At 40.6% G+C, this 26192-nt stretch carries 18 protein-coding genes; 9 read left to right on the top strand and 9 right to left on the bottom strand.

Annotated features, from left to right (window positions below; translation table 11 throughout):
* The first annotated feature begins 668 nt into the window (after positions 1–668).
* Positions 669–1235 (top strand): hypothetical protein, encoded by a 567-nt coding sequence (locus tag ABD985_RS03420; RefSeq protein ID WP_345369209.1) that lies wholly within the window; start codon positions 669–671, stop codon positions 1233–1235.
* A gap of 617 nt (positions 1236–1852) precedes the next feature.
* On the opposite strand, the gene ABD985_RS03415 is transcribed toward ABD985_RS03420, so the two are convergent.
* Positions 1853–3850 (bottom strand): SpoIIE family protein phosphatase, encoded by a 1998-nt coding sequence (locus tag ABD985_RS03415; RefSeq protein ID WP_345369208.1) that lies wholly within the window; start codon positions 3848–3850, stop codon positions 1853–1855.
* Between the two features lie 313 nt (positions 3851–4163).
* Between ABD985_RS03415 and proC the strand changes: the two genes are divergently transcribed.
* On the top strand, positions 4164–4976 hold the full coding sequence (proC, locus tag ABD985_RS03410) for a pyrroline-5-carboxylate reductase (RefSeq protein WP_345369206.1): 813 nt from the start codon (positions 4164–4166) through the stop codon (positions 4974–4976).
* Positions 4977–5161: 185 nt separating this feature from the next.
* The gene (pfkA, locus tag ABD985_RS03405; protein ID WP_345369204.1) at positions 5162–6133 is read left to right on the top strand and encodes a 6-phosphofructokinase; all 972 of its coding nucleotides are present in this window, start codon (positions 5162–5164) and stop codon (positions 6131–6133) included.
* A gap of 120 nt (positions 6134–6253) precedes the next feature.
* On the opposite strand, the gene porX is transcribed toward pfkA, so the two are convergent.
* Both porX and ABD985_RS03395 read right to left on the bottom strand, forming a co-directional pair.
* A complete protein-coding gene (porX, locus tag ABD985_RS03400; protein ID WP_345369202.1) occupies positions 6254–7807 on the bottom strand; it encodes a T9SS response regulator signal transducer PorX in 1554 nt (517 codons plus the stop codon).
* Between the two features lie 9 nt (positions 7808–7816).
* Positions 7817–9103, bottom strand: coding sequence for a M28 family metallopeptidase (locus tag ABD985_RS03395; protein ID WP_345369200.1), 1287 nt, complete (start codon positions 9101–9103; stop codon positions 7817–7819).
* A gap of 205 nt (positions 9104–9308) precedes the next feature.
* Between ABD985_RS03395 and ABD985_RS03390 the strand changes: the two genes are divergently transcribed.
* Positions 9309–10496, top strand: a complete 1188-nt coding sequence (locus ABD985_RS03390) for a phosphoglycerate kinase (protein WP_345369198.1) — start codon at positions 9309–9311, stop codon at positions 10494–10496.
* Between the two features lie 115 nt (positions 10497–10611).
* Here the strand turns inward: ABD985_RS03390 and ABD985_RS03385 are convergent, their stop codons facing one another.
* From ABD985_RS03385 to ABD985_RS03370, 4 genes are all read right to left on the bottom strand, one after another.
* Complete coding sequence (locus ABD985_RS03385; protein WP_345369196.1) at positions 10612–11292, bottom strand: hypothetical protein; 681 nt, start codon at positions 11290–11292, stop codon at positions 10612–10614.
* 169 nt (positions 11293–11461) lie between these two features.
* Positions 11462–12052, bottom strand: a complete 591-nt coding sequence (locus ABD985_RS03380; protein WP_345369195.1) for a LysE family translocator — start codon at positions 12050–12052, stop codon at positions 11462–11464.
* 115 nt (positions 12053–12167) lie between these two features.
* Positions 12168–13691, bottom strand: coding sequence for an SLC13 family permease (locus ABD985_RS03375; RefSeq protein WP_345369193.1), 1524 nt, complete (start codon positions 13689–13691; stop codon positions 12168–12170).
* Between the two features lie 113 nt (positions 13692–13804).
* A complete protein-coding gene (locus ABD985_RS03370) occupies positions 13805–15298 on the bottom strand; it encodes a vWA domain-containing protein (protein WP_345369191.1) in 1494 nt (497 codons plus the stop codon).
* Between the two features lie 593 nt (positions 15299–15891).
* Here ABD985_RS03370 and ABD985_RS03365 point away from each other — a divergent pair.
* Both ABD985_RS03365 and ABD985_RS03360 read left to right on the top strand, forming a co-directional pair.
* Complete coding sequence (locus ABD985_RS03365) at positions 15892–16278, top strand: DoxX family protein (protein ID WP_345369190.1); 387 nt, start codon at positions 15892–15894, stop codon at positions 16276–16278.
* Between the two features lie 101 nt (positions 16279–16379).
* Positions 16380–17474, top strand: a complete 1095-nt coding sequence (locus tag ABD985_RS03360) for a porin (RefSeq protein ID WP_345369189.1) — start codon at positions 16380–16382, stop codon at positions 17472–17474.
* Positions 17475–17572: 98 nt separating this feature from the next.
* Here the strand turns inward: ABD985_RS03360 and ABD985_RS03355 are convergent, their stop codons facing one another.
* On the bottom strand, positions 17573–19135 hold the full coding sequence (locus tag ABD985_RS03355) for a RagB/SusD family nutrient uptake outer membrane protein (protein ID WP_345369188.1): 1563 nt from the start codon (positions 19133–19135) through the stop codon (positions 17573–17575).
* Between the two features lie 88 nt (positions 19136–19223).
* Positions 19224–22202, bottom strand: coding sequence for a SusC/RagA family TonB-linked outer membrane protein (locus ABD985_RS03350; RefSeq protein WP_345369186.1), 2979 nt, complete (start codon positions 22200–22202; stop codon positions 19224–19226).
* A 770-nt stretch (positions 22203–22972) separates the two neighbouring features.
* Here ABD985_RS03350 and ABD985_RS03345 point away from each other — a divergent pair.
* The 3 genes from ABD985_RS03345 (at position 22973) to ABD985_RS03335 (ending at position 26175) form a co-directional block, all read left to right on the top strand.
* Positions 22973–24901, top strand: a complete 1929-nt coding sequence (locus ABD985_RS03345) for an enoyl-CoA hydratase-related protein (protein WP_345369185.1) — start codon at positions 22973–22975, stop codon at positions 24899–24901.
* Positions 24902–25373: 472 nt separating this feature from the next.
* Complete coding sequence (locus ABD985_RS03340) at positions 25374–25592, top strand: hypothetical protein (protein ID WP_345369184.1); 219 nt, start codon at positions 25374–25376, stop codon at positions 25590–25592.
* A 13-nt stretch (positions 25593–25605) separates the two neighbouring features.
* Positions 25606–26175, top strand: coding sequence for a hypothetical protein (locus tag ABD985_RS03335; RefSeq protein WP_345369182.1), 570 nt, complete (start codon positions 25606–25608; stop codon positions 26173–26175).
* Positions 26176–26192 lie beyond the last annotated feature (17 nt).

The following is a 26192-nucleotide window of genomic DNA, read 5'->3' as shown; positions in this document are numbered from 1 at the left end:
ATAGTGAGATTCAAAACCAGAACCTTAACTTATATTTTTTAACTTCTTCGTTTCAGAAGCGGACGCAAAGGTAAGAAAACTTTCAATTACAATCCAAATTAATTTTGAAGTTTTTTTTTAGCGAGATTTCTTGAAAACCTACACTCTCGATAGCGAGAAGCGCAATTTCAATACCTTCCCAAAACTTCTTTTTCTTACTTTCCTTCCGAAAGCGGATGCAAAGGTAAGAAAACTTTCAACTAACTTCCAAAACAAATCTTCAAAAACTTTTCAGGAGCAAAATCAAATGATTTTGTGGATAACAAATTGCTCCAAAGAGCGTCTCCCATTACCTGAATTGTTGTGGCCTTCCGTTTGAAGGGGATGCAAAAGTGTAGGTATTTTTTGGATTATGCAAGGACTCTCTTAGATCTTTCTAAGAAAAAAATCCACACTCAATTCAACAAGCTTATTATCAGTTGATTACAAAATTATTAAAATCACCTTTGACTAATGAATTAAGTGAAAGGCATTTTACATATAGTAATAGCAGTGTTTCCTTTGTCCTCAGGGGCATATACTTTTTATGGTAGTTTCATACCAAATTTTCGTTACATACCGTTTCCTGTTTGTCTAACTATTACCTCCCTGATTTACGGAGAGGATTATTATTATTAAAACTATAATCGATGAGAAACAAAATTACTATTACCATCTTCACCACCCTATTGATGATTACTTTTGGTCTAAATGCCCATGCGCAGGAAACGCCCTCTTCTTCTAGAAGGCATGGCTTAGGCTTCTCTGGAGGGTGGGGTGCTCCTTACGGTTTGGGCTTCCTGTACAACTATTCTTTTAATCAAAAATGGGATGCTCATATAGGTACGGGCTTAACACTTTCTGGTGGACGAGTAGGAGCCGGAGCTCGTTATTATTTCAAGCCAAAACATTCTCCATATTTAGGGGCGACGTATTCGTATTCCTCAGGAATTGACCAGTATGATGTCACTATTAATGAAGATAGCGGCTCTTATGAGATTGGAAGTTCTTCCGCTTTATACCTAAGAGGTGGGTATAAGTTTGATTTTAGTAGATTCCGCATTCTACTCAATGCTGGTTATGGTACGACAGTTACCACTGCTGAGCTTACACACCTAAGCGGAGACAATACGAACACTTTGAGAAACTCTGCCTATAGAATGGAAGTGGGAGGTGTAGAGGTCTCTACGACATTTATCTTTAAGTTTGGAAAATAAGTAGGTGATTACACTCCAAAATGATCATCGCCCCATATCGCTTCTTACCATGAAATGAGAAGCGATATGGGGCGATTTTATATTAGAGCTTGTTTGGAACCACATCTTTTGGAATAAAATTCCTCTAATTTTGACTGATAAAGTCCTGATTATCCCCAAATAGAACCACTATTAGGCTCAAATCAGAACTTTATCAGTCAATTTATAGAAGTTTTATTCTCAAAATCTGGATTCCAAACAAGCTCTTAGACGATTAATGTTTTTTCCTTTGTCCCGGAGCATAAGACCTGACCGATTTTGCTCCAGTCCTCTTTTTCATATGCCCGGGAGGTACTGAATGCTTATGCTTAGACGATCTGTAAACTGGCACTCTAACCGTTCTGACATGATAAACACGTGTACAGCTGTATAATGTCATTGAAAGAAATGCTACAATAGCAATACGAATAATGCGTCGCTGTAAAATAAAACTCATAAAATTTGATGTAAAATTAGGATACTCCCCTATTACAGCTAAAGTAATAGTGAAACTTTTTCACCAAATAATGTAAACTCTTTGCCAAAAAAACAGTCTCACATCAATCAGAACGTACTACCGCCTACCTCTTCCTTTGAAACTAAATCATAATGCCCATTAGAAGAATATCATCCGTCTGCACTAACTCCCCTTTCCAGCCATAATACACTTGATCCAGACCTTCCAGTTGTTCTACTGCTGATCGCTGATGTAACTCCTTTAGTACTCCCCTCATTCTTTTAGAGGTAAATACTCGCTGTTTAGGTCCTCCAATCTGATCTTTGAAACCGTCAGAGAACATATATAATACATCCCCTTTTTCGATGGAAATAGAAACAGACTCCAAGTCATCCAATGGACGTTTTTTCTGATAGATCGCACTACCACCTATATGTGCCCGATGCCCTTTAAACTCTTGTAACACTCCATTTCTAAATAAATACAACGGTCTGCCTGCTCCTGCAAAACGTAGTTCTCCGGAAGTCAAATGAAATGTTGCTACAGCAATCTCCATCCCATCCTGACTCTCATCCCTATCCTGATGTAGCTCTGCACGAACGTCTCTATTCAATCGTCTCAAGATCTCTGCAGGATCTAAAATACGTCCATAGCATACAATATTCGTCAGTAGGTTACTGCCTAACATTGCCATAATTGCTCCTGGTACACCGTGTCCGGTACAATCAGCGGCCGCTACTACGAAATACTCCTCTCCTTCTCTCTCTACTTTTTCAAACCAATAAAAATCTCCGCTCACTATATTTCTAGGCTTATAATAAATATAAGAACCTGGAAATACCTTTGCCAAGTCTTTTTTCTCTGGCAACATAGAGTTCTGAATTTTCTTGGCATAGTTGATACTCGCCGTTTGCTGTCTGCTTCGCTTATCCAGTTCATCAAAAGCATACTCCAACGCCGCATTCTGGGAAGCGATTTCTTCCCGATGATCATGAATCTGATCCAATTTCTCCTGTAACTCATGATTCATTCGCTGTACTTCTTCCCGATGGGAGCGGTGCTGCTCATCTCTCTTTTTCAGGTTATCAGCCATTCGTTTTAGGTTATCCCCTAATACATATAGCTCATCACTACGCTTTTTAACTTGAATTTCGGTTTCAAAATGCCCATGTCCAATCAAGTCAGCAGCATTACTCAAATCGATAATAGGTTTTGAGAAATAACGAGACATTAATATCGCCAATAAAATAGAGATTAAGAGAATCGGCAGTAAGACCAATATCATTCGTTGCTTCACCTTGTTAAGCGGCTTGTAAACTTCCTCTAAGGGCAAGGACATCAACAAGGTCCAATCATTTCCTTTAAACGATTGATACCCTTTTTCTTTGGATAAAAGCACCAACTTCCCACGGTATTCCAAATTGCTTAACCCCTCTTCTTTCATCAAGTGTAGCAAGCGAACATCCTCATACTTTTCTTTCAGGACTCCCTGACGGTTATAATTGGAATAAAGTAATACCCCCTCATTGTTAAGCAAATCCATATGTAGCTCTGTAGAGTTCCACAGTTCATTTCCACTATGCACTGCAAATACTTCATACAGCTTACTGATCACCACACGAGCTACTACATATCCTTTTTTCTTACCAGCCTTATCCTTTACAACAGATGCAAAGTGAATCACAGGCTGTCCCACGGATTCAGACTTTGAAATATCCATCACCAGCTCTTTCCCTTTACTCAAAGGCAACCAGTATTTTGATAAAGAATGCTGCTTACCAATCGACAATCCTTTTGAATCAGCGAGCCTTCGTCTCTTCAAGTCAAAATAAGAATAGGAATAATAAAGGTCACTATTCAACTGGTTCATTTCTCTCAGTCGTTCGTCTATCTGAATGGAGGAAGTTACTGTTCTTAACACAGGATCGTTTGCCACCAACCTGATATCTGTCAATCGCTCATAAAGAAAACGGTCAATGTTCTCAATCCCTTGATCCGAAGCATCTGTTAGTTCTCCAATAATGTGTGCCTTTAGCGTTTCTTGCGTTTCCCGGTTATTAAAGAAAAAAAGTAATGCACTACTAAAAATTACGAGAAGTAAACATAGCAACGTCAACTTCAATGAAATCTTGAATTTCATATATAAATCCTTCTAATATTTAAATACCCGGCATAAAAGTAAGGGGTATCCAATTAACAGGTCCTCTTCATTCAATTAAGGATTCGTGAATAAACTGTTACCACTTTTTACATCCCCTGTATACCTTTATTTCCCCTACTCCCATTTTCAGTGATCCGCTTCACGATTTTCCATGGAAGAATGTCCTTTACTATTATTATTAGAAGTAATTTCATTATGTTTATATCGACATAAACATGATCAATATTCCACTTGATATAATATTTTAAAATATTATTAGGACTAACAAGCATTACTCAAAACTTTAACAAAAATGAAACCAACGCATATTTCTATTATAGGGGGCGGCAATCTAGGAGTAGCTATTGCCGAAGGGTTGATCAGCAGCCACTATATAGCTCCTAGTAATATTACGATCACCCGCAGAAACGTAGACAAGCTTTCCAAAATGTCGGAAAAAGGCGTTTTGGTCACACATGATAACCTTAAAGCTGCCAGCAGAGGAGACTTAATTATTCTTGCTGTCAAGCCTTATCAAATCAAAGATATTATGGAAGAGATCCTTCCAGTACTATCGGCAGAGCAACATATTATCGCCTCTGTAGTCACGGGAGTAACCTTGGCAGATATGCGTTCTATCATTGGGCATGACATTCCTGCCTTTAGAGTGATGCCTAATACAGCTATTGCCATCCGGGAATCCATGACTTGTATCGCCAGCAACAATGCCAAAACGGGACAAGAGCAAATGATGGTGGAGTTATTTAAGCAATTGGGTGATGCTGTAATGATCGATGAGCAATTGATGTCAGCCTCCACGGTATTAGGCGCTTGTGGTATTGCCTATGCCATGCGATTTATCCGAGCAGCCACGCAAGGAGGAATTGAGATTGGCTTTAGCTCTGAGGTATCCCAAAAGATTGCCATGCAGACGGTCAAAGGGGCCGCTAGTCTCTTATTAGAAACAGGTAATCACCCTGAGTATGAAATTGATCGGGTAACCACCCCTAAAGGGTGTACTATTGCGGGCTTGAATGAAATGGAGCATCAAGGATTTAGTTCATCCTTGATTAAAGGAATACAAACCTCTTATGGGCAAATTGCCGATATCGCCAAAGAGTTTTAGTTGAGGCGGCTTACGCCGCTTGCTGAGTAGAGCTGTCGCTCTGTTGAGTAGCCCTTCGGGCTGTTGATAAAAAGCAGTGCTGTAACATCTCAACAGCCCAAAGGGCTACTCAACAGAGCATCAGCTCTACTCAACCTACGGCGCAAGCCGTCTCAACAATTAACCACTAACCTAGTTATATAAAAGTGAAAAAAATAGCTGTATTTACCTCAGGAGGAGATGCTCCAGGAATGAATGCCTGTATACGGGCAGTAGTGCGAACAGCACTTTACCACGGTATAGAGGTCGTGGGGATTGTCAGAGGATACAAAGGAATGATTGAAGGGAGTTTCACACCTTTAAACTCCCAGTCTGTCAGCAATATTATCCAAAGGGGCGGCACGATGCTTAAATCTGCCCGTTGCGATGAGTTTAGAAGTAAAGAATGGAGACAAATTGCTTATGATAAAGTCATAGATGCTGGGATAGAAGGCATGGTTGCCATTGGAGGAAATGGTACGTTTACAGGTGCTGATATTTTTCTTAAGGAATTTGACATCCCAACCATTGGCTGTCCAGGAACAATCGATAATGACCTTTATGGGACAGACTATACCATAGGCTTTGATACAGCGGTAAATACTGCTTTGGATGCCATTGATAAAATACGGGATACAGCAGACTCTCACGATAGGGTATTCTTTGTGGAAGTAATGGGTAGAGACGCTGGTTATATCGCTATACAAAGTGGTATCGGTGGTGGAGCCGAGTTGGTAATGGTTCCTGAAAACCCAGACAGCTTCGAAGGAGTGATCGAAACCTTGCGCTATGGACGCGAAAATAAGAAAAGCTCCGCTATTGTTGTTGTTGCTGAAGGAGAAGAACTGGGCAATGCCAATGTCATCGCAGGAAAAGCCAAGGAAGCCCTACCACATATGGACATTCGCGTAACCAACCTGGGACATATACAAAGAGGGGGGGCGCCTACTGCTCTGGACCGCATCCTAGCAAGCAGAATGGGCATGGCTGCTGTAGAAGCACTGCTTCAAGGTCGGAAAAGTGAGATGATTGGCGTGATTAATGATGAGATTGTGCACACTCCTTTTGATGATGCTATCCATAAGAAAAAGCCCCTGAATAAGGAGCTGATTAAGATGGTTAACATACTTAGTATATGAGTCTGGAGTCTGGAGTCTGGAGTCTGGAGTCTGGAGTCTGGAGTCTGGAGTCTGGAGTCTGGAGTCTGGAGTCTGGAGTCGAAAATAATAATTCCAGACTCCAAACTCCAAACTAAAATATCACCCTTTCCCTTTCAGGACAGCAAACGGCACAATCACCTCCTCCAGGGAGATCCCTCCATGCTGGAAAGTATCCTTATAATACTTCACATAGTGGTTATAATTATTAGGATAAGCAAAGAAGTAATCCTCTGTGGCAAAAGCATAACTTGTAGAGACATTTACTTTAGGTAAGTGATACTCTTCTGGCTTTAATACCTGTAATACATTTTTTCGGTCATAGCTAAGGTTTTTTCCTTGCTTGTAACGAAGGTTGGTATTCGTATTTCGATCTCCGATTATTTTGTGTGGACGTTTGACTCTTACGGTACCATGATCCGTTGTAATGATCACCTTATATCCTTTTTGAGCAATAATCTTAAGTGTCTCCAGTAGATGAGAGTGCATAAACCAAGACTTGGTTAAAGATCGATAGGCTGCCTCATCCGGAGCCAGTTCTCTCACCATATCAGTATCGGTACGAGCATGGGACAGCATATCTACAAAGTTATACACCAATACATTCAGGTCATTATGAAACAGGTTCGGCAATTGCTCCAACACCTGCTTTCCTTGATTTACGTGAATCACTTTGTGATAAGACGTCTTAAGGTTTAACCCTTGTCGCTTCAGTTGCTCTTTGAAAAAGTCATGTTCATGATTGTTTTTCCCTTCCTCTACGTCCTCATCTACCCATAGATTAGGATGACACTGTTTCATCTCAGCAGGCAATAACCCTGAGAAAATGGCATTTCTAGCATATGCTGTAGTTGTTGGTAGAATAGAATAATAAGGGCATTCCTCTTGCTTGACATAGTAATCTGTCAGTGCGGACTCCAGAATTTTCCATTGATCAAAACGTAAATTATCTACCACCACCATAAATAAAGGCTCTCCTTCATTGAGATGAGGCAATACCTTTTGCTCCACAAGCTGATGGGATAATAAAGGTCCTTCGTCTTCTCCAGAAAGCCAGTATTTGTAATTGGAAGCAATAAACTTCGCAAAGTTATTATTTGCTTCCACCTTCTGCATCTCCAACACATCAATCATACTTTTATTCTCTGTTTGATTGATCTCTAGTTCCCAATAGACGAGCTTTTGATATACCTCTGCCCAATCGTTATGATCCAGATCATCCCCAAAAGCCATACTGATATTTCTAAAATCCCGCTGATAGCTATGGTTGGTATGTTCAGAGACTAGCCTTTTCTTATCTAATAGTTTTTTAACCGATAATAAGACCTGTTTAGGGTTAATTGGCTTGATCAGGTAATCAGCGATCTTGGAACCAATCGCTTCTTCCATGATATACTCCTCCTCACTCTTGGTAATCATCACTACAGGAACATTAGGACGGATTACCTTAATTTTCTCTAAGGCTTCCAGTCCTGTCATTCCTGGCATATTCTCATCTAAAAATATAATATCATAATTTTCCTCCTGACATTTCTCCAACGCATCTACTCCACTCAGTACAGGGGTTACCTCATACCCCTTATTTTGAAGGAACATAATATGGGGTTTCAGTAGGTCAATCTCATCATCAGCCCAAAGGATAGCATAATTCGTCATATCTGTTTATTATTTTTGTGGTTGCATTAAAGTATCCGAAAAACGGATGATTAATTGAAAAGCGTCCTCAAACTCACTGAGAGGCAAACGGTGATCATCATATATATCATGGTAATGCTGCCATGAACTTCCCATAAGATAAAAGAAAAATGCGGGCACTCCGGCCTCGGAGAAGAAATAATGGTCCGAGTTCGCTGCTTTTCCTCTTTTTTTGATCTCTGACAGGTACTGCTTTTCTTCATTTAATTGCTGCAGCAAGGCATACTCTTTAGTAAACACACTCCCATTGACTGCCATCATACCTTCCTCTCCACTGCCAAATAAATCCATGTTAATCAGAAAGCGCATTTTGTTCAATGGGTACAAGGGGTGATCCACAAAATATCTGGACCCTACCAAACCTGCCTCTTCTCCTCCAAAAGCAATCAATAACACACTCATTTCGGGCGGGTGCTGACGATACCAATGCGCCATCTCTAACAACATGGCAACACCGGAAGCATTATCGTTTCCTCCAGGGAAGTAGACGTTCTTACCGATACCTCCCAAATGATCATAATGTGCTGAAAAAACAATCACACTGTCAGAACTACTTGTTCCTTCTATCTTTCCGATCACATTGTACCCTTCGGTATCCTTCATCTCGGCATTCACCTTCAATGTAATCTTTCGATCGTCTCCTTTATGCTTTTCCCAAATAGATCTTTTGACAATTGCCCTGGGAATTCCCCACTGAAAACGTCCAACCCCAAAGGTGAGCTTATCTTCCAATAAAATAATAGCTGCTGCTTCTTGTAACCTTTTCACCCCTGCAGAAGGCCAACGATAACGCTCTGGATCATAACGTCCATCAAAGGTGATCACCTTCCCTTCAAAAGGAGTGGCAATACAATACTGCCCCAAGGCTACCGTATCTTCCAATAAACTATCGGGGATAAAAATCACCTCTCCTTTTACCTTTCCACTGCCAGAAGTGGGAGAAAGAATATAATCCCTACCTAAGCGTAGCTTCTTATGGCCTATTTTTAAAAATGGAGTAGCTGGAAACGTATTTACTCTCAATCGAAACGACTGAAAAAATGGTTGATCGCTTTCTGGAGACAATGGTTTTAGCCCTGCTTCCTCAAATTTCACGGCGAGCCAATCAGCCGCATGTTCTGCGCCATTAAAAATATATCCCCGACCACTGAAGTCTTCATCACATAATACGGCAATGTGTTCACGTACCCTGTTCATATCCTGTGCATACAGCAAAGGCCCCGTTAGGAATAATAGAAAAAAGATAATCGATCTCATGTCTGTAAGTTAAACAAGGGTTTCATAAATTATTAATAAAAGTCATTTTTTAAGGGGAATCCTCCCTATAAATTGCCTTTCGTTCAAAAAAGATGATTAGTTTAGTATATTACCTGTTTAGGGCTTTTCTTTCATAAGAAAAGCTTACAAAACGAGAAATTATATCCAAATAATGGCTTTGCCATGTTAAACCATTTAATTAAAAATGAAAACTGTAGCAGACTATAATTTTAGCGGTAAAAAAGCCGTAGTACGTGTTGACTTGAATGTACCTTTAAACGATGACTTTTCTGTAAGAGACTACACTAGAATCAATGCGGTGATCCCTACTGTCAAAAAGATTTTGGAAGATGGTGGCGCTGCTATTTTGATGTCTCATATGGGACGTCCGAAAGATGGATTCGAAGACAAGTTTTCTTTAAAACATATTGTTGAGCCTCTTTCAGAAAAACTAGGTGTAGAAGTACTATTTGGTGGCGACTGCATTGGTACGGCCGCTGACGCAATGGCTGCTGACCTTAAAGCAGGACAGGTGATGCTATTGGACAATCTTCGTTTCTACAAAGAGGAAAAGAAAGGAGATGAGGACTTCGCTAAGAAGCTGGCTTCAAGAGGTGATGTTTGGGTAATGGATGCATTCGGTACAGCGCACAGAGCACACGCTTCTACTGCAGTTATCGGACAGTTTGTAGCAGACAAGGTTGCTGGTTTCACTATGGGCAGAGAGCTAGAAGCTGCTCAAAAAGTATTGGAATCAGGAGAAAAGCCTGTTACAGCAATCATGGGAGGAGCTAAGGTTTCTGACAAGATCTTGATCATCGAAAAAATGCTAAACGTTTGTGATAACGTGATCATCGGTGGTGGTATGGCTTACACGTTCTGTAAAGCACAAGGAGGACAAATTGGTACTTCTCTTTGCGAAGAAGATAAACTGGACCTAGCACTAGAACTTATCAAGAAGGCTAAAGAACAGAATGTACAACTGATTCTTCCTACAGACTGTCGTATCACAAAAGAGTTCTCTAATGATGGAGAGATCATTATCGGAAGCAATATGGAGATTCCTGAAGATATGATGGGCTTGGATATTGGTCCTGATTCAGAGAAGAAGTTCCAAGAAGTGATTCTTGATTCTAAGACTATCCTTTGGAATGGACCAATGGGTGTATTTGAATTTGAAAACTTTGCTAATGGTACCATCAGTATTGCAGAAGCTGTAGCGGAAGCAACAGAGAAAAATGGTGCTTTCTCACTAATTGGTGGAGGTGATTCAGCTGCCGCTGTCAACAACCTTGGTTTCGGCGATCGCGTTTCTTATATCTCTACTGGTGGTGGAGCCATGCTAGAATTAATGGAAGGAAAAGAGCTTCCTGGTATTGCTGCTTTGAAATAAGGCATTTGTTATACCGATATAATAGAAAAGGCCTGCAATTGCAGGCCTTTTCATTGTATTAATTACTCACTCATAATATAGTGAGGTTACCTCTAACCTCACAGTGATACTCATACTACTCTTTATGTTCAGAGATAAAGTTGGTTAAGTCTCCGACCGTTTTCCAGTCTGCCCAACTTTGCTCTACCTTTTCTGCATCGCATCCAATATCTTCCGTTAGCATATTCTTCAACATCTCCTGTCCTTCTTCACCATTTGTAATCATGCTAATGGCAGTTTCTTCAGTAATCTGATCCGCTGAAATAGATGCGCCACATTCTTTCGCTATATCTGCCAATGAAGAATGCAGTGCCTGCTTGTTAAGCTCACCATCTTCAAAATACTCAGAGGCTCCTCTTTCTCCTTGTTCAGACTGATCCATTTCCATATCCTCTGGCTGATCTTCTGGAGTCGCTTCTTCTTCTCCCATAAGCTGATCCCTTTCATCTTCTACAGCCTGTTCGGCATCGCTTGCTTTTTCCTCCATCCACTCTCCACCTTCTTCTGCTGTTTGCTTGGTTTGATCCCAAGTTTCTTCAGCAGCGTCCTTGGTATCTTCCCAAGCACCTTCAACTCCTTCTTCTGCTTCTTCCGCTGCGCCTCTGGTCTCATCGGCAATTTCTCCAGCTTCATCTTCTACATCTTGAGCACCTTGTTCAACTTTATCTCTTGCTGATTGATTACTATCGCTGGAACAGCTATACACCATCATAGATGATGCGATAAATACTGAAACGAGAATTTTATTCAATTTCATAGCTGTGGGTTTTTTATGATAACATTCTGACCGATTTTCAATTTCTAATAATTATAAAACATAGTATTTCCGGTCAATTTCTTACATCAAAGGTAGCATCAATAAAAATAATAACAAAGCATACAAACCCATTAAAGATCATTAACTGACAAAAATCTCCTTTTTCACTTTAGCTCCATAACATCCCTACACTGAGCACCATAAGTCCCGAAAGAACGTATCCCATCCACTTATGTACACGCTCTGAGCGCATTTTCTTAGCAATCAATTCTCCCATAGACAACCATAGTGAGCCACTGAATACTCCCAACAAAATAAAGAAGGAAGAGAAGAAGAGTACATTGGTATGGGTATTTCCCCAATCGGGCATTAAGGTACCTGCTGCAGTAACGGCCATCAACCATCCCTTTGGATTAAGAAACTGCATCATGTATACCTGATAAAAAGTAAGTCTTTTGACAGGGGTAGCTTCTTGCTTCACAGACATTCCACTCATCATCCAAGCTAAATATAATAACCAGATAGACCCGATTACCTTGATGATCCATCCCAATGTCTCATTAGCCGCAATCAACTCTGCCATTCCATACCCCGCCAGAAGCAATAGCGTCCAAAAACCCAGAAGTATTCCCGCCAGTATTTTCACCCCACTGCGAACACCAAACGTTTTTCCGTAATACAATAATAAATAGTTGTTAGGCCCTGGTGTAAAGGAAGTAATACAAGCAAATAATATAAACGCCCAAAGTGTCTGTTCCATAGTGTTTAGTTTTTTGAATCCCGATTAAATCGAAATTTATCCAAAAAAAGCACAAAAAAATAGGCCACAGACAAAATCCGTGACCTATTATGAAGCCAAATAGTAAACAGATAGGCTACAACCATCCAAGTACGTTCAGTGAGTACACCATGACAAAGGTCATGAGTAGTCCTGTTGTTCCTATAATAAACCCTGTTCTTAAGAAATCCCGGGTTTGAATAATTCCTGTGGCATGGGCCAAGGCATTCGGCGGTGTACTGATCGGGAGTGACATTCCCATAGAAGCTCCGAAAGTAGCGCAAAGAACGATGGCCGTTACTCCTCCTAAAGGAATCAAGCTATCCAAAGAAACTGCTAAAGCTACAATCATTGGCATCAATAGGTTGGCCGTTGCCGTATTCGACATGAAGTTGGCCATGGTCACCGCTAGTACGGCTGCCGCCGCAATGATGATGTATGGAGAGAAAGTTCCAAATGGTATGTTTTCTACAACTGTCCTTGCCAAGCCTGTTTTTTCAAGTGCCAAGCCCATCGCAATACCACCGGTTACCAACCATAGTACATCCCAACTAATTTTATTAAAATCCTCTTTGGTTACGACACTTGTTAAACTGAATACTGCAATTGGAATTACTGCAGTTACATAAGAATTTAGTCCTACAAAGTCGCCAAAGAGCCACAATAGTATCGTTGTTGCAAAGGTCGCATACACAATGATGGCCTTTGTACTTTTATCAAATGTTCCTTTGATATCCACTCTCAATTCCTTCGCTTTGCATGGGTATAGCTTTTGCAAAAGGAACCATGAGATCGTCAATAGAATCACGACAAACGGAATCGCATAAAACATCCATGTTCCAAAACTTACCGCATACTCCCCTACCAAGTACTTCATTGCAATGGCGTTTGGAGGTGTTCCAATTGGGGTACCAATTCCCCCTACGTTGGCGGCAATCGGAATAGCCAATACAAAACCAGCTTTTCCCTTATCTTTCTCCGGTAGAGAGGCTAGTACTGGAGATAATATCGTCAACATCATTACGGTTGTTGCCGTATTACTCATGAACATGGAGAACGTTGCTGTAATCAACATCAGTCCCAGCATCACATAGATCGGCTTGGTTCCAAAAGGCTTTAACAGCACTCTCGCCATATTTTTATCCAATCCATATTTTGTCCCTGCAATTGCCAGAAAGAACCCTCCCAAAAACAGGATAATAATTGGGGAAGCAAACGTTCCTAGAATTGCTTTATAGGATAGTAATTCCCCCTCTGTTGCCTCTAAAAAAGCCAATGATTTATCGGAAACAGTAAGGAGCAATGCCAAAATAATCAGTACGGAAGTCGCATAAATTGGTACTGGTTCCAAGATCCAGAACAAAGTCGCCATAACGAAAATCGCCATAACCCTTTGCTGTACCACATCAATTCCTGATAGCGGAATCCATTCTGTTGGTAAGAAAAAAATTATCAATGGTAGTAAGATACTTACCCCTAACTTGAAAATCGCTTCCAGCGACTGTCTACGTTCAGGAGTAATAACCTCAGTGGTAGTGATAGCATCCAATGCCGCTCTTCCATTTTTTTTTGAAGTTCCGGCAGAGGCAAGTTTGTTCGCATAGTTTGTAATCTTGCCCATAGCTTTAAATGGTTTAATTGTTATTAACAGTTCAAATGTATAGCAGTTCTTAATAAGTTTTAATGAGCATGGTCAATAAAAAAGGCTGATTGTAAACAATCAGCCTTTTTTTCCTACTGTATATCCTGCACTCCCCGCAGCAAATCAATAAAGCCAGCCCTATAGTCAAAAGGATCTTCCCCTTTCGCTTCCTCTGCCCATTGAAGTACTTGCGCTATATTTGCCGTCCCTTTATACTCTGAATCTCTTAACAGTAACCCGAAAGCGGCAACACTCCCAGCAAATCGCATCGACTCCGATGCCTGAGCAAATGTTTTTCCTTTATCAAAGACCTTTAAGGTTAAAGGAATGCTACTATCCGCTGTAGGTAATTTATAACGGAAATCTATATTTAATGCCTCTGTCGCGTCTGCCACTGCCTCCTCTGCAGGAATCAACTCATACAATGCCGTCACCGATTGCCCTACACTCAGCTCTCCTGCATCTTCTTCATCGTTCTCAAAATCCTCATTTTCCAATGCCCTATTCTCATATCCAATCAAGCGGTAAGAGGCTATTTTATCCGGATTAAACGTCACTTGAACTTTAACATCCTGAGCCGCAGGATAAAACTTATGAAACTCATCTACAAACACTTTCTTCGCTTGTGTCAAATCGTTGATATACTCATAGGTTCCATTCCCGTGATTTGCGACCTGCTCCATCATACCATCATTTAAGTTTCCTCTTCCGACTCCAACAACCGTCAGGAAAATTCCTTTTTCTCGCTCCTCTTCTATAATCTGTACTAACTCTTCCTGAGAGCTCGACCCTACATTAAAATCACCATCTGTACCTAAGATAATACGATTATTTCCTCCTTCTATAAAATGCTCTTCGGCAATTTCGTAAGCGGTACGTATTCCTGCCGCTCCTGCCGTAGAACCTCCTGAAGTCAGTTCACTCAGCATTCCTTTAATATAATCCTTTTCTGAAGCACTCGTCGACTCCATATGTACTCCTACAGATCCTGCATAGATCACAATCGCTACACGGTCATCTTCCCTTAGTTTATCTACCATCAACTGAAACCCTTCCACCAATAATTTCAGTTTGTCAGAAGATGTCATTGAACCAGATACATCAATCAACAATACAATATTAGAACCGGGCAACTCATCCCTGGGAATCTGATCCCCCATCACCCCAATACGTAATAACTGATGTCCTTCAGCCCAAGGACAATCACTCAGTTCCCCATTTACAGACAAGGGATGATCAGGGTGCTGATCTGCATAGTACATCGGAAAATAATTAATCAATTCCTCAATTCTAACCGCATTCTTAGGAGGCATTTGCCCTTCTTCTATAAAGCGCTTAACGTTGGCATATGAAGCACCATCCGCATCAATGGAAAAAGTAGTTGTCGCCTCCTCTACCGTACTTACAAAAGGATTTTCCTGAATCTCATTGTATTGATCTCCTGTCGTATTGACGTACATCCCCTCATCGTAATAAGCTTCTGAAGACAAGTAATCTCCGGATTCTTCGTACTCACAAGAAGCCAATACCCCTAAGGATATGATACCGATGATCAGGTGAATTACATACTGTTTGGTCATTTTCATGATTTAATAAGGTGGTAATAGTTGTTGGGAATAAGTTTATGATTGAATCGAGATACCTCAATATTTCTATCAGGCAACTCTCTCTCTCTTCTAAGGACACTTGTTCCCTTATATCCGTCAATAAAAAATACCGGGATTTTAAGATTTTTTTAGATTTATAGGATGAATACATTTGGAGTAGAAAAAGTAAATCGACTCGATTACCAGTTATTACTGACTATTCGGAACTTGTTTGGAATATGTCTTTAGATAGAGGGCTATCTTTATTTACGGTTAATTGTCTATGCGTAAAAAAGGCTACTGAACTAATTCTAGAGGGGATTAATTTTCAATGATCAATTTTTAATTAAAATGAATCATCCAAAAGGTTACTGAACTAGTTCTAGCATGTATTAATCATTGATCATTGAAAATTATAAAAGCTATAGCGTACCACTGACCTATTTTAAAAATTCATAGTTTTCTGCTTATGCGAAATCAACCGTGATAAAGTCTATTATATAAAATAATATATTTTACTTGTAAAATAATTACAGAACATATACATTTACACTCATCACATAAATACATTGACTTTAAAACAAACTATTGATATGAAAAGAGATAAAATTATTTTCTACGCCGTAACAGGATTATTGAGTGCCATGATGTTGATGTCAGCGGGGATGTACATCTTCAACTATGAGCATATTTCAGCAGAGTTCACGAGAATGGGCTTTCCACTATGGATCGTATACCCATTGGCAGTTGCGAAAGTATTAGGAGTAGCTGCTATTTTGAGTGGGCTGGTAAAAGAGTTGAAATATATGGCCTACACGGGATTCTTCTTCAACTTTGTATTGGCGGCCGTTGCCCATCTACAAACCAATGATGGAGAGTTTGGTGGAGCAGTTGTGGCTTTGGTACTACTAGGAGTTTCTTATTTCTTTGACCAAAAGGTACAGAAAGAAGCGACTAAAGCATCACTTGCGAGCGCATAAATTAATATAGAAGTCATCATTAATAAAAAAGGGAGCCCCAAAAGGGTTCCCTTTTTTATTCAAATAGTTATATTGAATATATCTTTTAATACCCTATAACGATGACACTCAAACAACTTCTATCATCACTCTCTTTTATACTCCTACCTTGCGTTTCTATAGCACAAGGACAGGAAGGCAAATTTACCGTAAACGGTTACCTGGAAACCTATTATATCTATGACTTCGAAAAGCCTGATAATCACATCCGTTCTCCATTATTCTACGCTTACAATCGACATAATGAGGTCACCTTGAATCTGGGATACTTGCGTGGTGCTTACGAAAGCTCAAAGGTAAGAGGTGAGCTAGCCCTAATGACAGGTACTTATGCCAATGCCAACCTTGCTGCCGAGGAAGGGGTTTTGAAAAATTTGTATTTAGCGAATGCCGGAGTAAGATTATCTCAAAAATATGACTTCTGGATAGATGCAGGTGTATTTAATTCCCATATCGGTTTTGAAAGTGCCGAAGGGGGAGATTGCCTCACCATGACCCGCAGCCTAATGGCCGAAAACTCTCCTTATTATGAAAGTGGTGTCAAGTTATCCTATACCAGTCCTAATGAGAAATGGTTTTTGTCAGCTTTAGTTCTTAATGGCTGGCAACGGATTGGTCGAGTAGATGGGAATAATACACCGGCAGGTGGACATCAAATCACTTTTTCGCCTTCTAAAAATATTTCCATTAATAGCAGCTCCTTTGTTGGTAGTGATACTCCAGATGAAGATCGCAGGATGCGTTATTTTCATGACTTATATGGCATCTTTCAGTTCAGCGAAAAAATGACACTCATCGTAGGTTTTGACGTGGGTGCACAGCAAGAGCAGAAAGGAAGTTCCAAGTATGATCTTTGGTATGCTCCCATTATTGTAGGGAGCTATCAGATGAATAAGCAATTTAGATTAACTGGGAGGGTAGAATATTATGATGATCAAGATTTGGTCATTATCCCTCAAAGCATCGGAGCAGCAGAAGTCCAAACACTGGGCTACTCCTTGAACCTGGATTACTCTCCTTATCCAAACGTTCTCTGGAGATTAGAAGGAAGGGGACTTTATGACCACAATGATCCATTCATAAAAAATGGAACAGCTTCTTCTTATAACTTTTTTGTAGGAACTTCTTTAGGGGTTTCTTTTGGGAAGGTACTGTAAAATAAGAAAGGCACGAACCTCTCGATCCATGCCAATGCTTATCTATTCAAATTATTGTCAACTAAGAGGAAGATATCCCTCCCTCTTAGTTGCTCATCTTATTCACCGTAAGCTGCGAAGTTTTGCTTCAAGTTAGGGTTAGCCAACTGCTCAGACTCTGGAATTGGGAACCAGAACTGCTCACTACCTGCCTCAACTGTCACTACTTCTTCTACAGAGTAAGTATTTTTCTCTGTACCTAGTGGTCCTTCTACTGGAGTCTCCAACGTTTCCGATACCACTTTGTAAACTGTTACAGGAAGGTCGTTTCTTCTTAGGTCATATGAACGGTGACCTTCGAAAGCAAATTCCTTACGTTTCTCTTCCAATACTTCTTCCAACGTACCTGTCGCAGAAGTCAATGCTACATTGTATGCATCCAATCTTACTTGGAAGTCCTCTGCTGTTTCACCTGCCTGGATAGTAGGCTTGATGTAACGCGCTGCTCTGATCTCATTGATGATATCTTTAACCTCTTGCGCACCACTGTTCTGACGAGCGATTGCCTCTGCTTTGTTCAACAATACCTCAGAAAGACGAAGTACTTTTGGAGAGTGTAGACCAATCACGTTTTCTTGTCCTCTGAACTTGTTAGGGAAGATAAATGCCGTAGAGCTCACCTCCATTTGGCCATCTTTTTCTTCACCTTCTAGCAAGAACATTGAAGAAACTACGTTCTTGTTAGCTCCTGTTACCACTTCTACAGTACCTCTGGCATCTGTGAATGGATCTCCCCAAAGCTCATTATCAAATGACTTTACAAAGTCAGGGTTAGCTGCATAAGAAGCATATCCACCTAGTACTGATGACATTGGGATACTACCAAAGTTGTTTGATCCTCTGTTCTGGTCAGTAGTTACTTTGATCTCCAAGATCGTCTCGTTACCACCTACTCCGTTGAAGTAGTTGAACAAGTCACCTGGCTTAGTCAATTCGTAACTTCTTGAGTTGATCACTTTATCTGCCTCTGCAATTGCCATATCCAAATCACCTTTCTCTAGGTATACTCTAGATTTAAGGGCTTGTACAGCACCTACTGTTGCAAATTCTTTAGAAGTACCTGTCAACAACGTCTCTGCCTCTGCAAGGTCGGCGAAGATTTGCGTGTAGATCGCCTCTTCTGTCGCATTTGTCGGGTAAAGAGTCTCTACATCGTTTACATCTGTATTATCCAACACCAATGGAACTGGACCATACATCTTCAATAGATCTGAGTAAGCCAATGCTCTTACGAACAATGCTTGTCCTCTACCGTCACCCTGTGCTTCAGGGTTGTTGATGATGAAGTTAGCATTAACGATTACCTTGAATGCTTGTGCATACGTGTTACGCTCTGAATCAGAGTAACCAATCGCTGCATGCTTCTCCATTCTGTGCTCCTGAAGGAAACGAGAACCATTTCTGAACACATAGTTGTCCGTACCAATCTCTCCATAAAGAGCGAAGTTACGTCCATAATAAGAGACACCGTTTGATAGCAAGAACAATCCTCTTACCTGTGCATCGATATCATCCATGTTGTCTACTTCTACTTTGTCAGTAGGGTTTACGTCTAAGTTACACGAAGACAAAGAAGCTACTGCAAGAAAAGAAGCGACGATATATTTATTTAGTCCTTTCATAATTTCTATAGCTGGTTAGTTAAGTTTATCCACAATGGAAATATTGGTATTGTTCCCTGGCCCGAGGGCCAGGGTTTGAGTTTATTTCTTAAAAGTTCATATTCAGACCTGCTGAGAACATTCTTCCTTCAGGATACTCAAAGAAGTTGTATCCATCTGTATCTACAGTCACTGGGCTATAGCCTGTGTAGTTTGTCAAAGTGTATAGGTTCTGTGCAGAAGCAAATACTCTTAGATTACTTACATGTAGCTTCTCTGCCAATGTTTTCGGCAATGTATATCCCAATGTCACGTTTCTCAATGATAGGTAACTTCCGTCCTCTAGGATACGGTCAGAGTGGAAACTTGTCGCACCTGTTCCGTAAGCTGGAAGGTATCCGTCAGGGTTGCTTTCGCTCCATCTGTCAGCAGTAAGTGCACTCTCTACCATTGCATAACCTGAATACTGTCCGTCTCCTACTGGCCAGAATACTGCACCATCGTGAAGGTCTGTGAAACGTCTTGTACCGTTATAGATCTTGTTTCCTGTTGCGAATGTCATGAAGACAGAAAGGTCAAAGTTCTTGTACTTGAACGTGTTGGTTATACCACCAGTGAATGTTGGTAGTGCTGATCCAGACTCTACACGCTCAGCCATACCGAACTCAGAAGTAGCCAATCTACCATCCTTCGCATAGAATGCATCTCCTGCATCAACCATTGCTTGTGCTTCTGCCGCACTCAAGTCTTTGTTCACGTACCATGAAGACTTACCGTTTGCAGGGTTCGCACCAGCAAACTCTCTCAAGTAGAACGTATACATTGAGCTACCTTCTTTCAAGATATGTACTCCTGATACGATCTCAGACTGGTCGTCCAACTTGATTACTTCGTTCTCGTTATAAGCGATGTTGAAGTCTGTTGTCCAAGAGAAGTCTCCTGTTTGTACGTTCTTCGTAGACAGTTGCAATTCAATACCTCTGTTTTGTACCTGTCCTACGTTTTGTCTGATAAAGTCCAAACCAGTTGTCGATGGCAATGGAGCCTGCATCAATAGATCTTTAGAGTTTTCTACGTAGAAGTCTGCGTTCAACGTTACTACTCCTTTATATCCTAGGTCAAAACCTGCGTTCAACTTCTCTCTAGTCTCCCAAGAAAGCTCTTTGTTTTCTGCTTGCTCATAGAATGCTGCAGGGAACTTATCATAGTGAGAGATTCCATAAAGTCCTCTTGCCTCAAAGTTGTCGATGTTTGCGTTACCTGTCGTACCGTATGATACTCTCAATTTCGCTAGATCGAAGTCTGAGTTAGACATAAACTCTTCTCTTGAGATGAACCAGCTCGCACCTACTGAGTAGAAGTTACCCCAACGGTTATCTGCTGCAAACCTTGAAGATCCATCACGTCTGTATGAAGCGGAAGCGTAGTACTTACCGTCATAGTTATATGACAACTGAGACAGGTAAGACATGTACTTGTAAGCTGTTGTAAAACCACCTACACCATCAATGTTAGCACCTACTCCTGGAGCAGTCAAATCACCTGGTAGTCTTGATACTGAAAGGTCTGCTACCTCTCTGTTGTTCACCTGGTACTCATAACCTGCCAAAGCACTTAGGTTGTGCATACCGAACGTCTTGTCGAAGTTCAATAGAGACGTTGAAGTCAATGTCGAGTTGAACAAGTTTGCTTGGTAAATATCACCGTTTGATGCTCTACCATCGTAGCTCAACGGAGAGTTGTAGTTGTTATACTTTGCACTCTCAAAACGCATTGAAGTCGTGTTACTTGCGCTCAACCAGTCGTTGATTTGGTAGTTGATCTTACCATCCAAGATACCATTCAAAGACTTTGTTCTACGCTCGTTTAGTGGCGTATCGTGAATAAAGTTCGCTCCTACCGGCGCTTCTGCCAAGAATGATCTTGGATCACCATTCTCATCAAAAGGATTGATGATTGGCGCTTGAAGATACGCTCCCAACAATGGTGAAGAGTAAAGGTTACCGTTAGACGCATCCAACTGATCTACATATGACAATGAAGAGTTCAAAGATACGCTCAACTTGTCGTTAACTTTCTGATCCAAGTTCATTCTCATTGAATAACGCTCAAACTCAGAACCGATCAAGATACCTTCCTGATTGAAGTACCCACCCGACACATAGTATCTAGTTTTATCGTTACCACCTGACATGCTCAGGTCATAACTCTGCATTGTACCCTGACGGAACGCTTCATCTGTCCAATCAGTATTTACACCATTCCATTCTACGTTGTGGAACTCTGAGAATTGTTTCCCGTCCATCAACTTGAAGTTTCCTTTATTTACTTGAGAGATACCAGTTTTAGCCGAAAGGGAAATCTGTGGCTTACCTGCTTGACCTCTTTTTGTAGTTACCAAGATCACACCGTTTGCTGCACGAGAACCATAAAGGGCTGTCGCTGCCGCATCCTTAAGGATTTTAATATCCAGGATATCCTGAGGGTTGATACTTGAAAGTGGGTCTCTTTGTTGCTGCTGGTTCGCGGCAATACCATCATCTGAAGAAACAATCACTCCATCAATTACATATAGAGGATCTGTTCCTGCTGAGATAGAACCTACACCACGGATACGGATGTTTGCTTTTGCACCCGGCTGACCTGTTGTAGGGGTAATATTAATACCTGCTGCTTTACCTTGCATTGCATTCGCCATGTTTGGAGCAACAACATCTGTTACGTTCTCTACTTTTGGTGTAGATGAAGAAACGTCTTTTTTCGTATATCCTACGATTTCAACTTCTTCCATTTCCTCTACATCCATTTCCAACATCACGTTGATCGTTGAACGACCCGCAACATTTACTTCTTGTGTTTTGTATCCAATAAAGTGATACTCCAATACTGTATTTTCAGATGGAACATTCAATGAATAATCACCGTCCAAGCCTGTAACAGTTCCTTGTGTTGTTCCTTTAATTACTACAGATACCCCCGGAAGTGGTCCGTCTGCATCCTGAACTACCCCTTTGACCGTACGGTCTTGGGCAAACGCTAGTACTGCCAGCAAAGACAACAATACTGTCGAAAATATACTTTTCGTCATAAAGTTAGTGGTTAGTTTAGTTGACAATTAATTTTTCATAGCCCGCTAAAAAGCGGATTCTGTACTTTTACGCAATCTATGAATAATACAATTAAACTGAATATAATATAAGTTTCAGTGCATTTTACAGAATCAAAGAAGCCATTGATATTCAATTAACAAATAAGACTCCATATGCGCTTTTTATTGTATTTTATTCATAATTTCTTGATACAAAAGTATATAAAAGACCTCCCTCAATGCAAGGATTAACTTTAAAAAATCCTAAAAAAAATAATAACGAATCTTAATTCACATTCATTATAACAATACAAAAAGCCCTTAACTTTCATTTAAAAAGATTCTTTGGCTACTCTTTTTCTTTCTTTTCTTTAACAGTGGGTTAAATATCGTTTTTCTCTTTGTTATGAAGGTTTACTTCGCTATGTAATCAAGCAGTGAGCAGTGAGCAGTGAGCAGTGAGCAGTGAGCAGTGAGCAGTGAGCAGTGAGCAGTGAGCAGTGAGCAGTGAGCAGTGAGCAGTGAGCAGTGAGCAGTGAGCAGTGAGCAGTGAGCAGTGAGCAAAATTATCCCCCCACACTATACCCATCAAATTTTTACTAATATTTTTTCACTGTCCACTGTTCACTGTTCACTGCCTATACACCTCAATTCTTCACATTTCCGCAAAGAAGGTTGTTATAGCCTAAGCAGAATATTTATATTGTTCGTTATGGTATCCTTGAAACCTTTCTTCGATACAAAATCAATTAAAACCAATTACTACAAACATGATCTTTCCTGAAATAAAAGACAATATACTACTACTATGGCTGGACAAGGCTGATAGCCGTATGAATACCGTTGATGCTAACTTTGGAAAACAACTTCAAGTACATATTGAGCAACTGGAAGAAGACCCTACGCTGGAAGGCGCTGTAATCATCAGTAAGAAAGATGATTTCATGGGTGGTGCCGATATCAAGCAATTTGTCAATCTTTCAGCAGAAGAGATTAAAGAAGTGGCCTTAGGAGGACATGAAGTCATACAGCATATCGAAGGTTGTACCAAACCTATTGTTTCGGCTATTCATGGAAGTTGCATGGGAGGAGGTACAGAACTATCATTGGGTTGTGCAGGAATTCTGATGACGGATTCTCCTAAGAGTGGCATCGGTTTACCGGAAGTAAAACTAGGATTACTACCCGGCATGGGTGGAACCATACGCTTACCTAAAAAGGTTGGCTTGCAAAAAGCCTTGGATATGATGCTGACAGGCAAAGCTATCTCTGCCAAAAAAGCCCTGAAAATTGGATTGATTGACAAAATAGTTTCCCCGGAGCAATTGGAACGGGAAGCCATACAGTTTGTAAAAGATTACGCCAATGGCAAAATCCTACAATTAGACTTAAGAAGTGCTACTGAAAAGTTAATGGAGAAAACCTTTCTAGGCAGAGGTGTAATCTTTGGCATGGCCAGAACAGTTGTCAATGGAAAAACCCATCGCAACTACCCTGCTCCCTATAAGATCCTGGAAAGTGTCAAGTTCAACCTTCGTCACAACCATTTGGAAGAATGTGTACAAAATGAGGTTCGTCTATTTTGTGAATTAATCCAGACTCCAGAAAGTAAGGCATTGGTACAGCTTTTCTTGGACAGTAGTCATTACAAGAAAAATCCTTATACCAATACGGAACCATCTCTCGATGACTTAGCCTTTTACAAACTCGAAATTCCTATGCCGAAAGTAGCCCTACGACTCGCTGAGAAAGGGACAAGGGTATTAGTGATTGCACAAGAAGAACAACTAAAAGTGTGGAAGGAAAGTATCGAGAAGCAATGGCAACACCTTCATAATAAAGGAAAATCAAGATTTAGTACTCCCGAAGCGCTTCAGCAAGCCTTTGAGTATACCAGCAATCCTGCCAAAATACACAACGCACAAGTAGTGTGGACAGATGCTGGTAGTGAGCAAATTTTCCACACGCTAACAGAGTTGGGAAAATTCACCTATCCAGACCAAGTAGTACTGAACAGCAATCCATCCTTAGACTTGGCTTATATCCGTCAACAGTTTGAAAGCTTTACACACCTGGGCAGTGTTCGATTAGGGCTTCCTCAAAATGACAGTGCAATACTGGAAATAGGTTATACTTCTTCAGAGCATGCCTTACATATGGCCATGAATACCGGTCAGGTACTGGGCAAAATGCTTTTTGAATCTGCCAAAGGAGAGGTCGCCCTTTCTATCAGTATGGCTTACCTGAACGAAGCCGCTAAAATACTCATGGAAGGTGGGCGCATCAGCAAAATTGACTTGGCAGCAGAAAAAGCCGGCTTTATGAGTCCTCCTTTTAGCATGATCGATCGTATAGGAATAGAAGAAATTCTTTTTGCTTCTCATAAGTTTCCGGAAACATCTTCAGCTGCTCTTAGAAGTATGTGTCAACGACTATATACTCAAAAAGAAATGAGTACCTTTTACCAATACATCAAAGGAAAGAAACATAAAGAAAACAAGGCTGTCTATAAAGTACTGGACATTACTCCTTCCAAACTCAATGAGCAAGAGTTCACTCAACGCTTACTACAAGCCGTACAAAAAGAAGCGCAACGACTATATGATCTAGGAGCAATCGATGATAAGCATACTTTTAATGCCCTTTGCGTATTTGCGTTGGGATACCCTCCATTTACGGGAGGTCCTTTGGGGGAATGAAGAATAGAGTTTATCACGGTTAATTATCTATGAATAAAAAAGCCTACTGAACTGCTTGTAGAGTGGGTTAATTTTCAATGATCAATTTTTAATTAAAATGAATCACCCAAAAAGACTACTGAACTAGTTCTAGAGTAGATTAATTATTGAAAATTGATCATTGAAAATTAAACAGCTATAGCGTACCACTAAGTACTAGTCCTAGCGTCCTCGCTAGGACTTTAAACATGAAAGGAGCGTCCTCGCTCTGGTTTTATAAGCGAGCGTAGACACTCTCATTATGTTTTGGTCTTTGCGAGGACGCAAAGAGCAGTTTCTACCTTTTCCTTAAGTTGACAACATTGCGAATGATGCGAGGGCCTACAAAAAATCCCAATTTCTCAATATAACCCTATACTTTTCCTCCCATAAATTCTATCTTTTAGACAGGAAATCCTTTTTTAACTTAAAATCTATACTTCACATTATGAACATGACAAACAAGTGGTTGGCAACAGTCTTATGTGCTATGCTATTCTGGAGTTGTGGCGGAAAGCAAGAAACATCACAACAAAGTAATGAATCAACGGTCTCTACAGAAACCCAAAGCATCACCGCTGACACTACAGACCAGAAAACCGAAGAAGCTACGCAAGCACTAGAGGAAAGCGCTGAGAACCTGGACAAACTATTAGACGATTTAGAAAACTAAACCAAAAACAGACATGAAGACCATTCAACTAATTATCGGTGTTTTTTTCCTTGTATTTACTGTCGCTGGAAGTGCGACCGCTCAAGGGAAGTCAGAAGAAGCTAAAGCCCGAAAAGAGAAAGGCAACCAGGGAAAAGGTAAGAAAGGAGAAGCTCCCAGATTAGCCAAAAAAGAGGAGAAAATGGAGGCGAAAGGCAAAGAGCACAAGCATGAGGAAGAGGGACATGAACACGCTGACCACAAAGATCTTAAGGGTAAAGGTAAAGGCAATGCCTATGGTAAAAACAAAGGAGATAAAAGTGGTAAGGAGTTTGGCCAACAACGTTCTGCTGAAGCCAAAGCAAAATCAGAAGCCAAACGTCAAAAGCTAAAAACCACTATTTCCGAAAAAGAGGAAAAAGTGAAGAAGGCCAAAGAAAAAGTAAAGGCTAAAAAAGACAAAATAGAAAAAGACAAAAAAGAGGGTAAGATATCTGAAGAAGAGTACAAAAAAGAGAAAGAAAAAGTAGAGAAAGCGGAGAAGGGCATTGAAGATCTGGAAAAGAAAATCGAAAGTGCCAAGGCAGTAGACAGTGAGCAGTGAGCAGTGAGCAGTGAGCA

The organism is Algivirga pacifica (genome assembly GCF_039543525.1).
GTDB lineage: Bacteria > Bacteroidota > Bacteroidia > Cytophagales > Flammeovirgaceae > Algivirga > Algivirga pacifica.
This window is presented reverse-complemented; position numbering and strand designations above follow the sequence as displayed.

What these genes read in the sequence shown, in the direction of transcription:
- ABD985_RS03340 (WP_345369184.1), top strand. Translation starts at nt 25,374, where the DNA reads ATGACAAACAAGTGGTTGGCAACAGTCTTATGTGCTATGCTATTCTGG.
- ABD985_RS03420 (WP_345369209.1), top strand. Translation starts at nt 669, where the DNA reads ATGAGAAACAAAATTACTATTACCATCTTCACCACCCTATTGATGATT.
- porX (WP_345369202.1), bottom strand. Translation starts at nt 7,807, where the DNA reads ATGACGAATTATGCTATCCTTTGGGCTGATGATGAGATTGACCTACTG.
- ABD985_RS03385 (WP_345369196.1), bottom strand. Translation starts at nt 11,292, where the DNA reads ATGAAATTGAATAAAATTCTCGTTTCAGTATTTATCGCATCATCTATG.
- ABD985_RS03360 (WP_345369189.1), top strand. Translation starts at nt 16,380, where the DNA reads ATGACACTCAAACAACTTCTATCATCACTCTCTTTTATACTCCTACCT.
- ABD985_RS03345 (WP_345369185.1), top strand. Translation starts at nt 22,973, where the DNA reads ATGATCTTTCCTGAAATAAAAGACAATATACTACTACTATGGCTGGAC.
- proC (WP_345369206.1), top strand. Translation starts at nt 4,164, where the DNA reads ATGAAACCAACGCATATTTCTATTATAGGGGGCGGCAATCTAGGAGTA.
- ABD985_RS03370 (WP_345369191.1), bottom strand. Translation starts at nt 15,298, where the DNA reads ATGAAAATGACCAAACAGTATGTAATTCACCTGATCATCGGTATCATA.
- ABD985_RS03415 (WP_345369208.1), bottom strand. Translation starts at nt 3,850, where the DNA reads ATGAAATTCAAGATTTCATTGAAGTTGACGTTGCTATGTTTACTTCTC.
- ABD985_RS03335 (WP_345369182.1), top strand. Translation starts at nt 25,606, where the DNA reads ATGAAGACCATTCAACTAATTATCGGTGTTTTTTTCCTTGTATTTACT.
- ABD985_RS03380 (WP_345369195.1), bottom strand. Translation starts at nt 12,052, where the DNA reads ATGGAACAGACACTTTGGGCGTTTATATTATTTGCTTGTATTACTTCC.
- ABD985_RS03375 (WP_345369193.1), bottom strand. Translation starts at nt 13,691, where the DNA reads ATGGGCAAGATTACAAACTATGCGAACAAACTTGCCTCTGCCGGAACT.
- ABD985_RS03390 (WP_345369198.1), top strand. Translation starts at nt 9,309, where the DNA reads ATGAAAACTGTAGCAGACTATAATTTTAGCGGTAAAAAAGCCGTAGTA.
- ABD985_RS03365 (WP_345369190.1), top strand. Translation starts at nt 15,892, where the DNA reads ATGAAAAGAGATAAAATTATTTTCTACGCCGTAACAGGATTATTGAGT.
- ABD985_RS03355 (WP_345369188.1), bottom strand. Translation starts at nt 19,135, where the DNA reads ATGAAAGGACTAAATAAATATATCGTCGCTTCTTTTCTTGCAGTAGCT.
- ABD985_RS03350 (WP_345369186.1), bottom strand. Translation starts at nt 22,202, where the DNA reads ATGACGAAAAGTATATTTTCGACAGTATTGTTGTCTTTGCTGGCAGTA.
- ABD985_RS03395 (WP_345369200.1), bottom strand. Translation starts at nt 9,103, where the DNA reads ATGAGATCGATTATCTTTTTTCTATTATTCCTAACGGGGCCTTTGCTG.